Raw genomic sequence first — 17,306 nt, forward strand, 5'->3', positions numbered from 1 at the left:
TGCATTTGGTTTAGCTGCATCCGCTGCTGACTTAGTCAAGTCTGTTGCTGGGATAACCGCTGTCTTACCTTCTGGAGTTGTAACTGTTGCATTGCCTTTATCGTCTACTACTACAGTTGAACCTGGGTTTACAGCTTTAACCTTATCTTCGATGGCTTTCTTCTCTTCTGGAGTGAGAGCATCTGGATTTGCTACTACTGTCTTATCTGCTGGTTTAACGATATCATCACCTGCATTTGGTTTCTTAGTATCTTCAACAGTACGTACTAAGTCTTCTACAGGAATAACTTGTGTTTGACCATCTGGAGTTGAAACTTTAGCATTTCCTTTTTCATCAACTACTACAATTGAATTTGGATTTACTGCTTCAACTGCTGCTTTAATTTTCTCCTTCTCAGCATCTGTCAACTTAGCTGGATCATTTACGACTACTTTATCTGCTGGTTTAACTACGTCGTTTCCTGCTTTTGGATCATTTGCTGTATCAGCAGTTTTCACTACTTGCTCAGGAGTGATGATTTCTTGGTGACCATCTGGAGTTGTAACAGTAATATTTCCGTCTGCATCTTGAGTAATTTCTTTAGCATCTGGATTTACTTTCTTAACAGCTTCTAATACCTTAGCTTTTTCAGCATCTGTTAAAGCACTTGGGTCATTTACAAGAACTTTATCAGCTGGAATATTTACTTCACCTACAGCTTTGATAGCCGCTTTATCTGACTCTTCAATTCCATTGACAGCTTCTGCTGTTTTCGCTGCATCTACAGATTTCTTAGCTTGTTCTGCAATCTTATCTACTTGAGCTTTAAGATCTTCTTTAGCTTTAGGAGTCAAGTCGTCACGAGCATCGATTGCTGCTTTTTTAGCTGTTGCTTCATCATCAATTGCTTTACGTGCATTTGGTTTATCTTCTACAACAGGTACAGATTTTTCGATTTCTTTCTTAGCTTCGTCTTGAAGTTGCTTAACTTCAGCATCTGTTCCAGCTTTATCGATTTCTTCTTTAGCTTCATCTGCTAGAGCTTTGGCTGCATCTGCGGCAACTTTCTTCTCATCAGTAGTTGCATCTGGAGTATTTTCGATTGTTTTTAATTGTTCAGCTAATTTATCGTCAATTGCTTTCTTAGCTGCTGGTTTAGATTTAGCTTCTGGATTTACAGCTGCTACGTCTGCTGCACCTTTTGTTCCTGCTGCATTTACCGCATCTTGTGCTGTTTTAGCCGCCTCTTTAGTATCTGCTGCATCAGGCTGTTTAGCAATTTCTGCTAATTGTGCATCTGCCAATTTTTGTGCTTCTGCTTTGGCTGCTGTTTTCTCTTCATCAGTTAAGTCTGTACGTTTATCAAGTTCAGCAGTCTTAGCTGTCAATGCATCTGCAATTGCTTTTTTAGCTGCTGTTTTTGCTACTGGGGTTACGTTGTCGATAGCGGTAGTTCCAGTACCTTTTGCTGTTTCTACATCTGCATTTGAAGTTGCTGCGTCAATTGCTTTCTTAGCATCTTCTGCTACTTTGTTCACTTTAGCAATTGCTGCATCTTTTTCTTCATCTGATAAGTTTGGATTTGCTTTAATCGCATCTTCTTTAGCTTTACGAGCTGCTTCAACATCTGCTTTAGCTTCATCTTTTTTAGCTACTACTGGGTTATCTTTTGCGATTGCATCAGTTCCTGATTTTTGAGCTTTATCAAGAGCATCTTTTGTTGTAACTTCAGGTTTCGCTATTTCATCAAGAGCTTTTTTCTTATCAGCATTTACTTTGTCAATTGCTGCTTGTTTTTCTTCATCAGTAGCGTTTGGAGTAGCTTTAATTGCTGCAATTTTCTCAGTTGCTGCTGTATTTACTGCATCAATCGCAGGTTGTTTATCTAGTTTAGTGAAGTCTGATAATGGTCTTGTATCTTTAGATCCATCTGTATATGTCGCTACGATATTGTTACCATCTTTAGTAATTGTAGCAATTTTGTTATCCGTATTGTCTACTGCTTCGCCACGTTTAGATTCTAGATTTTTATCTTCATTCGTTCTAGAATATTCTAATTTCGCTTTGATTTTTGCAAATTCTTCGTCAGTTACTGCTTCTGGATTAGCTACCGCCACTTTCTCTTCTTCTGTTGGCGTAACGATATCATATTTCTTAGCTTGTGCTTTTAGGACAACTCTGAATCCACCTGGATCTGTATTATAAGAACTTCCGTTTGCTACATTGACAATACTAGCATCATCTGTATCAGTAGCTGTTGCATAACGAGTACTAATCGGATACTCACCTTTTTCGTCTGTAGGGAATTTACTTGCATCTAGTCCTGGAGTTTCTTTAGTAAGCTTACCAGTGATTTTAATACTTGCCGGTGTCGCTGTTTCACTATCTATTTTTGTGAAAGTTGTATTAAATTCATTGTTGATAACATTCGGATTAGAAGCATCTACTGGTGGTAAAGTTCTACTTCCACCTTGTAATAAAGTTGCCGATTTGACTTTCCCAGAATCATCATTAAATTTAATGTCGATATCGATATCTTCGTTCGCATATACGTAGACATCTTTTTTACCATCTACTGAGTATGGAATTGATACCGTTGGAGCTGGATTAGTACGTGCAAAATCAGTTAAAGGTTTTGTATCTGTAGAGCCATCTTTATATGTTACAACTAAATTGTTACCGTTTCTTTCAATTGTATCGACTCTTTCATCTCTATTAGTTAATACTTCACCACGTTTAGATTCTAATCTCTTATCTGGGTTTGTTTTAGAGTATTGAATTTCTACTCTTTTTTTAATTTCATTAAATTCTGCTTCTGTTACATTTGAAGCATCTGCTACTGGTAGCTTATCAGCTTGTGCAACTTCTTTAATATCATATTTTAAAGTTTGTGGTTTAAGCACTACATTAACCGCAGTTGGATCAGTTGCATCACGACCGTTTCCTCTCGCATCCGCACCATCTTTATCAATAGCTTTTACAAAACGCCATCCTAAAGCTATACCCGGTGGGTTTTCTCCTCTAGTTACTTCTTTTAATTTGGTTTCTGTAAATGTTCCTTCTGGTGCCGGAGTACCAGTATATGTTATTACTGCTGGGTTCTCTGCTGTTGCAGTTGTTTCAGAAGTAAATTTGTTCGCAGTAAATCCATATTGAGTATCTTGTTTATTTGTTTCTCCTGCTACGTCTTTAAAATCTTGGTTACTTCCTCTTTTTAACTCTGCACTTGCAATTTTACCGCTATCATCTTTGATTTTAATATCAAATGTATTAACTTCTGATGCATATACATATACTTCTTTTTTATCTGCTGCTGAGTCTGAGTATTCAATTTCTACCGTTGGTTTTTCATTTGTACGAGCAATATTTGAAAGTGGAGTTTCATCTGTTGAATCGTCAGTATATGTTACTACTACTTTTTTACTTGTAGTATCAACATCAATACGTTTCACTATTGAGTTTTGATTGTCTACGAGTTGTCCTTTTTTAGATTCTAATCTTGCATCTGTACTTGTTTTAGAATATTCAATCTTAATTTGATCTTTAATTTTTTGAATATCTGTAGCAGTTAAATTATCGATATCAGTAACACCGATTTTATTCCCATTTTCTGCTGGTTCTTGAATGTTGTATTTGTATGTTTGAGATTTAACAACTAGTTTGAAGTAACCGGCAGACCCTGAATTTCCTCCTGCCGTAATAGATCCTCCTGCTGCATCTTGAACTTGTAAATACCTATCTCCTAAAACTGCATGCTGATCCTCTTTTTTTGTATAAGCCGCAAGCCTTTTAAAAGTATCATTTGGCTTACCAGTAACACTAACCGTTGCTGGGCTTGGAGTATCACTTAAAATTTGGTGATAAGTCCAACCAAATCCATCTACCTCTTCTTTTGTCTCATTTCCCGAAGGTAATTTTTTAGCTTTTTTATCTGGATCTAGATATACGTTACCAGCAGCTTTAATGAATGCATTCCTAATAGCACCATCTGTTGAGTTTACAGTGATATTAACATTCGCATCTTCTTCGTTATAAAGATAAATTTCTTTTTTAGCATCATCAGAAAATTCCAAAGTATAACTGATATTCCCTACTGATTTAGTAGTTTCTGTACGTAACGCATTCTCTTTATCCATCGCTTTTCCGTTACGTGGATCGTTAGAACCTGTGTTTTCGATTGAGTTTGAGTCAGATTTTTTCTCTGTGTTTTCTGCTTGTTTACCTACAGTTTCTTTTCCGTTAGTAGTATCTACTGCTGGAGTTTCTTTTTTCTCTACAGGTTTGTTTTTTAATTTAGTATTAGCTGTAGTGACAAGTTTGTTGTAAGCTTTTGTAAGCTCGTCTTGACTTGTTGCATTCGCTAATGTAGTTTTTGCAGCCTCTAAATCTGCTTTTAATACTGCAACAGATTCATCTGTTTTATTAGCATAAGAACCGTTAGCAAGTTTTGCTTCGATTTCTTTAATGTAGCTCTCAAGTTTAGTTTTATCTAAAGCTGGAGTTGCAGGTTCTGCTGGCTTAGCAGTAGGCTCTTCTGCAATTGGTTGTGCTGCTGGAGTGCTTTCTGCTGGTTGTGCAACCTCCTTTTCGACCTGAGGTAGTTCAGCATTTTCATCAGGTCGTTCAGCTTTAAGCCCTGATTCGTCTTGCGGTTGAACAGCCGTCATATCAGCCGATACAGCTCCGTTCCCTAAGAACATGAAAAGAGCAGCAACGGCTACACTAGCTGCACCAAAGCTGTATTTACGAATAGAGTAGCGAGTCACCTTCTCACGGTGCAGACGTTCAACACGACTCATAGATGGTTTGTTTTCCATTATTTTCTCCTTTTGTGAGATTAATTGATTTGATTTCCACATGACACCTGCATACAGAAATCTACAATTTACATTGTAACTTATTTTTAATATATATGCAAATGATTTGAATTGAAATTTTCGCAAAAAAAAAAAAAGCATTTTGGGAAATTAAGGAATTTTCAGATAAATTCACTTTGTATGTTTTTTGTTTTTTATGAATAAATAATTCACATGTTTTTATAACAGCTTTGCTTTTGTTTTAATTGCATTCTCAAAGATAGCGCATTCATATAGGATTGGTAGAAAAATAAATAAGTTTGAAGGGTGAAACAAATTACTTTTGTACGGCATAAGAAAAAATTATTCGTAAAACATATGAACCAAAAATAAAACATGCTACCTCATTTCGGTAACATGTCATCACTTTCTACTTACAACAAGGCCTCGAACTCAGCGACTGACATACCTAGCTGTTGACTGGCAACTTCAGAAGTCAAAAGACCTTGGCTGACTAGATTTACTAAGCCTACTTTTAATCCCTCTTCGATACCCTCTGCTCGACCACGTTCTAAGCCCTTTTCTTCAGCTTGTTCCAAGGCATAGTCCTGTGCTAACAAGGCTTGTTCTTCGCGCATACGTAGTTGACTAAACATCTTCCTGTCCTCCTCGGACCAGCTCTTATAGTCTAGCAGTTGGTCTGCTTGGCTGATGGCTCGCTCAGGTTGCTGGGTAAAGGGTTTATTCCCGAAAAACTCCAACCACGGTTTGCGAATGCTATCTTTGCTGGTTTCTCTGTATTTTTTTAATTCCAAGAATGCCATCTTGACCAGATGATTTTCTTGACCATTATTTGTGATAGTCTTTCAATAGCGCCTCAAACTCAGCCACGGTCATGCCTAATTGCTCACTCGCAAATTCGGAAGTTAGAACATGTTGGCGTACTAAATCTAGAAAGGTAAAAATTTTCCCACGTTCTAAACCTTTTTCTTCAGCTTGTTCCAAAGCATAGTCTTGTGCTAACAATGCTTGTTCTTCGCACATACGTAGTTGACTAAACATCTTCCTGTCCTCCTCAGACCAGCTCTTGTAGTCTAGCAGTTGATCTGCTTGGCTGATGGCTCGCTCAGGTTCTTGGGTAAAGGGCTTATTCCCGAAAAACTCCAACCACGGTTTGCGAATGCTATCTTTGCTGGTTTCTCTATATTTTTTTAATTCCAAGAACGCCATCTTGACTAGATGGTTTTCCTGACCGTTGTTTGTAATTGTTAAAACCTCACCTGTCGTATCCTCTCGCATACTAAAGCTATGAAAAGCCAAGTCATCTGAGAAGTAGTTGCTATCTACGATTGCGATAGCGTATACTGGTGCAATGTGTTTGTAACTCTGGTGAGTATTTCCTTCTTGCTGGCGAATTTTTTCTAGGTTTTGATTGATCTGACTACATAGATAAGCCCATAGGCGATTGATGAAAAAATTCTGATGATGTACCTGAATCTCAATAATAACTTGCGTCCCATTATCCAACTCCGCCAAGACGTCTATACTAGTGTAGAAATTCTGCGCCGAGTAGGGCAGGGAAGGCAAGACATGAATGTTACTTCCCTCCAAAATGGTCACATTTTTGGCTGGTAAATCCAACATATCACGAATAAATTGACAAGTGATTTCTGGATTGCTAAAGATTTTCTTAGCAACCAAATCATTGGTCGGGCTGATACCCGGATGTCTTAAAATCATCCATTTCCTCCTTCTATTATACCATATTTTTAAATCTAATTTTGCTAGATTCGATGGTTCTATCTATTTATTCGAAAAGGAAATGAATTGTGAAGATATTTTATCTCGTTTCAACTAAAATATGAGCTTGATCAATCAGTTGTCCATCAACAGTCAGATTCAGATAGAAATCCAAGGTCTTATCAGCAGAAAAGTGCAGGGTTGGTATGCACAAATCTTTTTTGCTTTCCCCAGCTTGAAATTGAAGGAATTGAATCTCATCCTGATAGGCGACGCCATGAACACCTGTCCCCGGTTGAATCGAAATCTTAGCCTCCAAAGGAGTACTACTTTCGCTACGTTCAATCCTAAAATGAAGAGTCTCTCCCTTTGCTACAGCTAGACTTTTTTCTGCAAATGCTAGTCCCTGAACAGCTACTTTTTGTGATAACCTAGGAGTTTTATAGAGGGAAATCTTGGTCAATACAGGCATAGATTGTGCCTCTGTAATCATCACGCGTACCTTCTGTGACTCTACTAGCGGTCCTCGCAAGAGGCGCTTATGACCAACTGTAAAGCCCCTGCAGAATTCTTGCCAGACGCCATCCACTTCTACTTGCACATGAAAAGCAGCGATTCGTTGCCCCAACTTCAAATCTTCTCTTAACTCAAGCACATCGAAAGTTTTAGGTGCCCCTAAGTCGATTTCTAACTGGATTGGCAAGTCTGCATCGCTTGCCCAAGAGCTGGTCTCAAGGCCATCTGTCAGATGATGACAGTCAAAGTCTGCTGAAAGAGAAGGACCAGATACCTTGGCTCCAAGAGCCAAATCTTCCCCATAGAGTTCGTCACGGTAGGCAGAAAATTCATAGATACGCTTGATATCCTTATCATCAAAGAGGCCATCTTTATTAGGCGGGATATTGAGCAAAAGAGGGGTGCCTCTCCCTACCGAGTGGAAGTAGATTTCAACCAACTCCTCGAGAGATTTAGGATCCTGATCTTCATGGTAAAACCAACCCGGCCGGATGGAAACATCTGCCTCACCGATTGAAAAAATCGTACCTAAGGAATCTCCGTGCTGAAGATAGTCCAACTCTGCTTCTGTCCCTAGTTTGTCAGGATTCACCTTTTGCCACAATGGATCACCTGCATACCCTCGTTCATTGCCAATCCAGCGAATGCTGGTGTCTTCTGTTGAAAAGATCAAACAATCTCCCTGCAGCTCACGAATGGTCTCAAACCATTTCTCAAATTCATAATTGACCTTTTGAGCGCCCTCTCCTCTGGCACCATCCATCCAGACCTCAGCAAATTTCCCTCCATTTCCATAGGAAGGATTTGATAAAATCTCCTTCAGCTGTGCCAGATAATAGGCATTATAGTCCGCTTCTCGCTCCACATGATAGAGAGGACTGTGGGCATCCCAAAGCGATAGGTAGACCCCCATGTCCATATCAAACTCTGTGGCGGCTTGGGATACTTCAAGGAGCAAGTCCCCCTCTCCATTCCTCCAAGGACTGCTCTTGACCGAATAATCTGTGTGTGCTGTCGGATAGAGGACAAAGCCGTCGTGGTGCTTGACCACCAAAATCAACTTTTTAAAACCCGTTTCCTTGAGCACGCGAACCCACTCACGCGCATCTAACCTTGTCGGATTAAAGCGTTCAGGATCCTCCTGACCTGTCCCCCATTCCTGATCATAAAAGGTATTGGGGCCAAAATGGATAAAGGCTGCTAGTTCATCCTCTAAATACGCTAGCTGGGCCTGACTAGGCAAAGGGCCATGCGGTTTTATTTCTCTTACCATACTACTTCCTATCTACATTTTTCTTTACTTTTTTGGCATGTACCTGCAGTTCTGTTAGCGCTAGGGGACTGGTCAAGCCTTCAAATCGAAGACGAAGGGCATAAGTCTCCACCTTGTCAAATTCAAAACGAAGCTCTTCATCTTTGTCGCTTGACACTTTTCGGATGCCTGATACAGGGCGCCAATTCTCCTCTTGCTTGAGCAGAGAATCCTTGTCCAAATGGTTGGGAGTCCGAGGTAAAGTAGGCTCATTCCCTACATAATAATCAATAAAAGTAGGCTCCATCGCCACGTATTCTTTATTCTCAACATAATACAAGGTCAGGTTATCCACAAATCGCGGTTTTAAAATCCCTGCATCTCCAAACAGAATGCCCACGCTGGCTTGCTCTGACTTGGTAATCCAAGTATTGGCTGTCGATTTCTTTCGTGCAATAACCTTGTCATTGAGGTAAGATACTGGATGATTAGGCTCTGAGTGAGAAGCAAAGACCAGAGGCAGGTTGGATCCTGTCCACTGATTGGAAATAACTTCCCCATCTACACTAGCATCTGTCACATGAATGGTGACTGTTGCTGGCAACTCACAGCCCGCTACCTGCCCTGTGAGAACATATTCTCCTACCTGAGCATAGATTTGAGGATCGAGTTCATCCCAAGTCACCTTGGCCGTATCTCGTCTGCCATCTGATAAGACTAGCTTGACTCGGTCTGGTAAGTGTGGGGATTCCTTGACAAGCGTCCAAACCTTTTCAGGTTCAATAGCGCAAATCCCTTGAACACAAACCTGAGCCGAAGCCTTTAGATCCAGTCCCTCAAGCTGACCAGATACCGTAAATTCATGAAAGCTAGCCAAAGCTTCTTTAGGAATTTCCTCCCAGACAAGCTTGACTCGTTTTGCACCGCCTGACTCATAGTCCACCAAGACCGAGGACGGAAACTGTGGATAAGTCCCCTTAGCTGTATACAAGCGAAGTGGTCGTACAGAAACCGCCTGCCCTAGCGAGGTATTTTTTGCTATCTGCAAATGCAGTTGATAGGTTTTCCCTTGATAAATGGCGCGGATAGCCAAGTCGCCTGCAGACAAGCAATGAAGTACCCCCTGCTTGATAATGGCATAGGCACTACCACTCGTCTCCCAAATCACTTCACTATTCCCCACCTTGTTCACAGGGTTATCCACAGTTTGTGGATAAAGTCCAATAGATGGGGAATCCCCTTCTTGTAATCCTGCCTGCTTGTCCACTCGAATCTCAAATAAGCGCTTATTTTTCACTGGTTGGAAAGCCAAAGTCTCTCCCACTAGGAGATCAAAACTTACTGGCTCTAGCCCTCTAGCACTAGCTTTTACTCTCACTTGACCTGCCTGATCCAAGCTTTGAACTAAAACAACACCCCTGCCATGAAAGGCTTTCCTCTTAAAACGACCATTCTTCTGAGCCTGGTAACGTTCACGACTGGCCTGTCTGCCGTTATCCACACCCACAATGCGAGCAGAGCCCTCAATTTTAAAATGAAGCTGATTGGAAGCAGTCGGCACCCAATTTCCATCCTTGTCCAATACATCAAAATAGAAATAAAGAAGATCTTGCCCATCTGGCTCCAGTTTTGTTTTCTCGGCATGTAAGCCGATTTGGGCAGGCTTGCCTGCAGTCACCACCCTATCTTCTGCCACAATCTGACCTTGACGGTCATAGGCCACAGCATGCAATTCTCCTGGTTGATAAGCCAAGCGCCATTCGAGATAGAGTTGGTCAGAACCTTCTCCCTCTTGGTATTTCCGACCGTCTGAAGTCCATTTTTCCTGAAAAGTCTTCCTACCTTGAGATTTTCCATTGAGAAATAGCTCTACCGAACTAGCATTTGAATACACCCGAACAGGTATATCCCCATACTTATCCACAACTTGTTGATAACTCTTGTGGATTTCCCAATTCCAATGGGGCAGGATATGAACCATGGGATGCTGATTTAGGTCCAACCACTGACTTTGATAGAGATAATAGTCATTTTTAGGAATCCCTGCCGTGTCCACAATCCCAAAATAGGAACTCTTGACAGGCGTGTCATTTTGATTGTGCCAGGGAGTCGGCTCACCGATATAGTCCACTCCTGTCCAGATAAACTGACCCGCATAGTCTAGCCGATTTCGATCTGCTATCCAAGAAGCCGTCGCCGTCTTCCCCCAAGGAACTCTATCATTGCCATAGTCTGACTGTTCAAAATTCCGCACGCGGCGATTATCTCCAACCCATTCCTTAGCTGGACGAAAATAGCTATCACGTGTTCGGGTAGCCGATGAGGTTTCAGAGCCGTAAAGTCGCCACTTGGGATGTCTTTTGCGAATCGCATCAATATTATCTTCCGAGTAATTTAAGCCCACCACATCCAGAAAATTGGCTATCTTTTCATGACCTCCAGAACCATCGCCAAAGCGGAATTGATCCATTCCCATGGTCACAAAACGACTATCATCAACCTCCTTGACCCTTTCTAGCAAGCGTTTGATAGTCTTCAATGAATGAGCATCACCATTTGCTTCGCTGACTTCATTTCCCAAGGACCACATAAAAATCGCTGGATTGTTCTTGCCACGCTCAATCATAGTACGCAAATCATAATCTGACCAGAAATCGCCTGCTTTCGCTTCTGGATGAGTCGCTTCTTCCTCAAAAAAGCGACCATAATCATATTCTTTCTTACCTCCATACCAGGTATCAAAGGCTTCTTCTTGGATGAGTAGGCCCATTTTGGCAGCTAGATCCAGCAAAATACTACTAGCTGGATTATGCGTGATCCGAATCGCATTGACGCCCATTTCCTTCATCTGGCGCAAGCGTCTCTCGGCAGCTGACCTATTTTCCACAGCTCCCAGCGCTCCATAGTCATGGTGCAGACAAACCCCATGAATCTTCAACCAGCGACCATTTAGAAAGAAACCCTTATCCGCTTGCCAATCCATATAGCGGTAACCAAAGCTCTCCTCTCCTTCATCAACCAAAATGCCATTTTTGTAGATGCGAGTCTTCAACTGATAGAGATGAGGATGGTCAATATCCCAAAGCAAGGGTTGAAAAATTGATATGGCTTGTTGGAAAGAATATTTGTCCCCAGACTCAATCACTAGAGAGTCTGTCGCCTGCCAGTCTGACAGCTGTTGGCCATCATACCAGATACTCTGCTCCAAATACACCGACACGGACTGAGGTCCATCATTTGAAACCTTACTTGTAAGCTGAGTCTCCACCCATCTATCTCTTTGTTCCTTTAGCTTGGGACTTGCTATCTTAATCCCATACAAATCCAGATGAACTGCATCTGTAATCAACAATTTTACTTCTCGGTAAATACCGCTACCAGAGTACCAACGACTGCTAGGTTGCTGATTTTCCACAAAAACCGCAAGCTGGTTGGCCGTCCCATCATTTCTTAGATAAGGCGTGATATCATATGAAAAAGGTGTGTAGCCATTGGGATAATAGCCCAGTACTTGCCCGTTAATATATACTTGAGCATTCATGTAAACTCCATCAAAGAGCAAACGCACCGAAACAAGACTAGCATCTTCTTCCAAGTAAAATTGCGTCCGATACCAGGCCTGGCCCCCATTTAACTGACCACCCTCATTTTGCGCTGGCGAGTACTGGTCAAAATCATTGTAAATACTCCAGTCATGGGGCACTTGAATCGCCTGCCAATTTCCCCTCTGAAAATCCGGCGCCAAGGCCTCTTCTTTCCCCACCTCTTGGCTAAAAAACCAGTGATTTCGTAAAACTTCTTCTCTTCTCATACAATCATTCCTCTTTAAACGAATCGATTTACTTGACTATAGCACAAAACAAAAGCGCTTTCAAGTCTTCCTCCATCACTCCCTAAATACTCAGAAAAGATTCTATATTTTGTGGAAAAGTCTGAAAATCACTCCATGTTCATATAAACTGTCATTTTCAAGAAACAAGGTCATACTCTTCGAAAATCTCTTCAAACCACATCAGCGTTGCCTTAAAGTGCGTATAGTTACTGACTTCGTCAGTTTTATCTACAACCTCAAAACCATGTTTTGAGCTGACTTTGTCAGTTTTATCTGCAATCTCAAAGCTGTACTTTGAGCAACCTGCGGCTCGCTTCCTAGTTTGCTTTTTGATTTTCATTAAGTATCAAATCTGACAAAAACCAAAAAAAACACCCCTCTGAATATTCATTCCAGAGAGATGTTCCTTTGATCTTAGCTATTATAAATCGATTGTCTAAAGTCATCTGAATCTTTGAGATAAGCTTTATAAATCGCTTTTTTCAGTCTTTGAACGGGTGTTTCGATAAAGCTATAGGTGCGAGCAGTTGTTTTGCCTGCCTTAATCTGTTTCAACTCCTCTTGGACAGCTTTCTGCATCAAGTCACTTAACTTCTGACTTGTCAGCCTTACTTCCTGACCTTCATATTGGATTGTCAAAGGTTTCAATTGATTAAGCCTATCTACTCTTTCCTTGATCTGTGCTTTTTTGAACTCAGCATAGCTCTTACCATTCAAAACTTTATTGAAAATGTAAGTATCAGATAAAGGCTTGCTTTCAGCCTCTGCTGCTTGCTTGTATTGATTTGACACATAAGGAACAAATCCTTCATAATAGCCCAAAGCAGCCATCAATTCAAAGGCTTGTTTTCTAAAGGTGATATCTCCACTCATACCAGAGTCATTTTGACTAACACCATAAATGGTATCAAACATATCCACGTTATAATAACCATTTGCTGCAATTTTACCTTTATCTGAAAAACCAGCAATGATATAACGATTAACCAGGATATGATTGTCAATCAAACTATCAATATCTGTCAATTTTTTGGCATCTTCTAAGGTCAGAGCTTGAATTTCCTCACTCTTATGAGTTGGTTTAACCGCTGTATTGCGGTAATCTACCCAAGTTCTAGTTCCAGTTGAAGGAATCGGCATTATTTTTTTGAAATAACTCATCTTGTCTTCTGCAGATAAGCCTTTACTTGCCTCTGCTTCTAGGTAATCTAGAGTATAAAGGACATCAAAACTTCCCTTCATGTAAGATTGCAAATCTTCTGCCGTTTTAAATCGATCAGGTGTTTTATTGTAAAATCCATTCTTATCACTCTCATCATATACAAAGTTGAGATTGAAGTAAGTATCCTTTTCTGGATTATAGGAGTTTTCAAAAATACCACGCGCATAAAACTCTGCTCCTGTACCATCTCGACGACCATGATTATTAAACAAGACCGTTCTATCTAGTAAGTGCGTCATTTCATGAGAATAAGTCGCTGAACCTCTATCATCCAGAACCCTATCTATAAAGTAACGGACACCTAATCCGTTAGCCTCAGCTCCCACCTTACTTACTGGAGAATAGTAATTCATAGGAGTCATAAATTGGTCGACTCCCTTATCAGCTCCATTACCAGTAGCTGGTGACCAAGTGCTATCAATCTGTGCATTCGGATTACTTGTATATTTCTTCATCGTATCAATAATCAAGCGATTTGTCAGCAACTTATCACGATTTTCTGGTTTTGTTATACGATAAAGAGTATCAACATAGTTGGCTTGTTGTACAGCCGCTTTTTCAATTAAAGACTTGACCCTAGCAAGCTCAGCCTGATACTTAGTTGGATTAGACTGGGCAAGAGAAGTATCTATATAGGAACCAATATTACCGTAAGTAATCGTCGCCATATTACTAATCACGTAAACATGTGGTTCTTTCACATTCAAAAGTCCCAAAATAGCAGCCATATTAGCCTCTTGTTTACGAGGATCCTTTTCCCCAGCTGTCAACTTGCTATATAGCCCGACATGCGCTGAAGGATTTTCCTTAGATGGTTTTTCAACAATCATAGCTTGGCTAGATTTTTTAAGCCAGGTATCCGCATCATCTGACGTAAAGAGTTGGCGATTGCTGTCTAAAAATTCCTTCAAGCTAGCCTTACCTGTAATAGTAGATAAGTATTTTGTAAATGTTTGAGGACTATTGGTCAATTTCATCTCTTCATAAGACATGGATCCTAATTTTTTCAAACTATCCAAGGCTGTCATTGTCTTATTGCCAAATGAACTTGGATTAAAGGCCAGAATATCACGAATATTCGTGTCCCCAAATTGAATATTATAAAAACGATTGATATAAGACAGTCCCAACAAAATCTGCTCTTTGTATTGCTCCAGCTCTTGTTTGACCTTACTGCGATTTTCAGGGGTATCTCCTATAATTCCCAAAGTATGTGAGGCAATCTTTTTGAAACTTGACTCAGCTTGCGTCTTCGTCTGATCAAAGCTTTCTTGAATTGACAGTTTTTGAAGATACTCTGTCCGCAACATATCTTTGACCTCTTGGTCAGTGATATTTGGGTGTGTTTTTCTGAGCAAGATTTTACGCATGGTAATATCTCGAGGATCATAGGTAGGCTCTAACTGTGCTTTTAATTTACTGTCATTTAAGAAATCTACTGACCTCGCGCTTGTAGTAAGAGCAGACACATCCACAGCATCTTCTCTCTCACTATTGACTGGAAGGATGTGTGGTTTATCCTCCTGACTACCAACTAAAATAACTCTCGATTTCATTGGTTTTGTTATTTGACTCACTTCTTGAGGATTAACCAATTCACCAGTTTGTTCATTGATAGCGTAAGTTCTGGTAAGTGTATTCTCACCAACTTCTCCTTCAGAGGCTACCTTTTCTATGTTTTTAGCAAGTGAAGAATCATCTCTCCGCTCCTCAGTAACAGCAATCGGTTGAATTACTTTTTCCACATTACCAACTTGAATCACTTTATCGACTGCTGGATTTACTTGTCTAGTAGTGTCAGATACCGTCACCTGACCTGTTGACTTATCTAGTTGATAAGTCGTCCTAGTTTCCACCGAACCATCACGCCCTACAACCGCTACTTCCTGTCGTCTGAACTCCAAAGCAGGATTCATCTGGTAGATCGTTTTATGAGATAGGACAGTAGTTTCTACACTCGGTTTAGTTCCAACTTCTACAACTTGATCAACCTTGTTATCTACTATTTTGACAGTTTTATTCTCAGAAATATTTCCACTTGCTTGATCTTTAGTATAGGTAGTAGTAACTTGTTCTTGTCCCTCAACACCCGGAATTTTTACTCTTGTAACACCGTGGTCTAGTGCCTCATTCTTTTCATAAATGGTTTCATAAGGAACAGCTTTGGTCTCTACTTTGGTCTGAGGAAGTTGAGTGTCTTCTTTATACTCTGGGAGAGCATCCTGTATCTCCGGCTCACCGGAAACGCCTCCCTCATAAGATGGAAGGGACGGCTCCACCAAGGACTCACCGGAAACGCCTCCCTCATAAGATGGAAGGGACGGCTCCACCAAGGATTCACCGGAAACGCCTCCCTCATAAGACGGAAGAGACGGCTCTACCAAGGATTCACCGGAAACGCCTCCCTCATAAGACGGAAGAGACGGCTCTACCAAGGATTCACCGGAAACGCCTCCCTCATAAGACGGAAGAGACGGCTCTACCAAGGATTCACCGGAAACGCCTCCCTCATAAGACGGAAGAGACGGCTCTACCAAGGATTCACCGGAAACGCCTCCCTCATAAGACGGAAGAGACGGCTCTACCAAGGATTCACCGGAAACACCACCTTCATAAGATGGAAGAGATGGTTCTACCAAGGACTCACCGGAAACACCGCCCTCATAAGACGGAAGAGACGGCTCTACCAAGGACTCACCGGAAACACCACCTTCATAAGATGGAAGGGACGGTTCCACCAAGGATTCACCTGAGACGCCACCTTCATAAGATGGAAGAGGTGGTTGGACTTCTGGGGCTGTACTTATACCATTTTCTTGAGGTTCCTTCTCTTTTGTCCCTACCAGAATCACCTGAGTAACTGGTTCACGAAGCACTTCTCTCCCTACTTCATTTCGCGTAACAATACCATCGATAACCCTTACTTCTGTTAAGATTCGTTCTTGTCCCTTGGCACCTTCTATAGAAATTCTTTTTTCTCCCTTAGCCAGAGTTGGGTCAGACTGCAATTGAGTTTCAAACTCTATCTCCCCTACCCTAACTTCCAGTTCTGGCTTGTCTTCAATAACAGTTTTCATTCCTTCATCTGGTACTTTTTTAGACTCAATACTCATACTTTTTTCAGGAGTTGGATTTAGAACGGGCTCAACTGCGTAGGTCGGTTGAGGAGATTGCACAAGATCTTCAGTCGAGCTAAAATGAGATGCAGTCTGTTGTACAATCTTCTTAGACTGAAATTCTGAACTTTCCTCCTTTTGAGATAATGCTGGCGATTCTACCTTATCAACAGAAAGTTCCTTGCTAGCACTATCTCTTACCAAATAATATCCCGTAAATTCATATCCTTGGACTATTTCAGGACTTGGTAGAAACTGACCTTCTACTCTCTTAACAAGGGCTGGTTGCAATTCTACCAGATTTTCAAAAGCAGAGATGGATGCTCCCCAGCCACCAACAGCAAAGACGGTCACAAGGAAGTAAGACGCTCCCTTTTTTCTCTTGATTAAAGTGAAGGAAAGCAATAATAATCCTGCTCCCAAGACAAACATCCCATCATTAGAAAACAGACCTGTTTCTGGTAATCTTGTAGCCAATTTTCGATAGACAAAATAATATTCTTTTCCTTCTTTTACCTCAATCTTATTTTCTTCAAACCATTGTAACTCAGATTTCAGCTTTTCAGATAAATCCTGCTCATCCAAATAATGACTTGAAATTAGTGTTGAACTCGTTTCTGTAGCCTGTACGGGTTGAGCTCCCATACCAGCAAAAAATAAACTCGTTCCTAGCAAGACCGAACAAGCTCCTATTGTATATTTCCTCAAAGAAAAACGCTGCTTTCTCTCAAATTGAAATTCTTTCATCCCATATCCTATCCATTCATTATTATTGTATATTTAGTATATCAGAAATAGTTTGTATTCACAAATCTTTCTAGTTATTCCCTTATCATTCCAAGTTAATGGGGA

Annotated in this window: 6 protein-coding genes and 1 pseudogene; all 7 read right to left on the bottom strand. The window is 40.8% G+C overall.

Going from position 1 to position 17,306, the window contains the following annotated elements; translation table 11 throughout:
* On the bottom strand, positions 1 to 4,797 hold a 4,797-nt coding region (locus tag ADG81_RS05550), incomplete at its 3' end, for a DUF1542 domain-containing protein (protein WP_049551161.1).
* 413 nt (positions 4,798 to 5,210) lie between these two features.
* Positions 5,211 to 5,639 (bottom strand): annotated as a pseudogene (locus ADG81_RS10050) (hypothetical protein); the annotation flags it as partial.
* Positions 5,626 to 6,516, bottom strand: a complete 891-nt coding sequence (locus ADG81_RS05560) for an Rpn family recombination-promoting nuclease/putative transposase (protein ID WP_049551162.1) — start codon at positions 6,514 to 6,516, stop codon at positions 5,626 to 5,628. The gene ADG81_RS05560 and the pseudogene ADG81_RS10050, both read right to left, overlap by 14 nt.
* A 100-nt stretch (positions 6,517 to 6,616) precedes the next feature.
* A complete protein-coding gene (locus ADG81_RS05565; protein WP_049551163.1) occupies positions 6,617 to 8,305 on the bottom strand; it encodes an alpha-L-fucosidase in 1,689 nt (562 codons plus the stop codon).
* 1 nt (position 8,306) lies between these two features.
* Positions 8,307 to 12,095, bottom strand: a complete 3,789-nt coding sequence (locus tag ADG81_RS09835) for a sugar-binding domain-containing protein (RefSeq protein WP_053091016.1) — start codon at positions 12,093 to 12,095, stop codon at positions 8,307 to 8,309.
* Between the two features lie 157 nt (positions 12,096 to 12,252).
* Positions 12,253 to 12,456: a hypothetical protein gene (locus ADG81_RS09840; RefSeq protein ID WP_049551164.1), complete on the bottom strand. Its 204-nt coding sequence runs from the start codon at positions 12,454 to 12,456 to the stop codon at positions 12,253 to 12,255.
* Between the two features lie 74 nt (positions 12,457 to 12,530).
* The gene (locus tag ADG81_RS05580; protein WP_049551165.1) at positions 12,531 to 17,201 is read right to left on the bottom strand and encodes a ZmpA/ZmpB/ZmpC family metallo-endopeptidase; all 4,671 of its coding nucleotides are present in this window, start codon (positions 17,199 to 17,201) and stop codon (positions 12,531 to 12,533) included.
* Positions 17,202 to 17,306 lie beyond the last annotated feature (105 nt).

It is taken from the genome of Streptococcus pseudopneumoniae (assembly GCF_001070815.1).
In the GTDB taxonomy this organism is placed as follows: Bacteria; Bacillota; Bacilli; order Lactobacillales; family Streptococcaceae; genus Streptococcus; species Streptococcus pseudopneumoniae_P.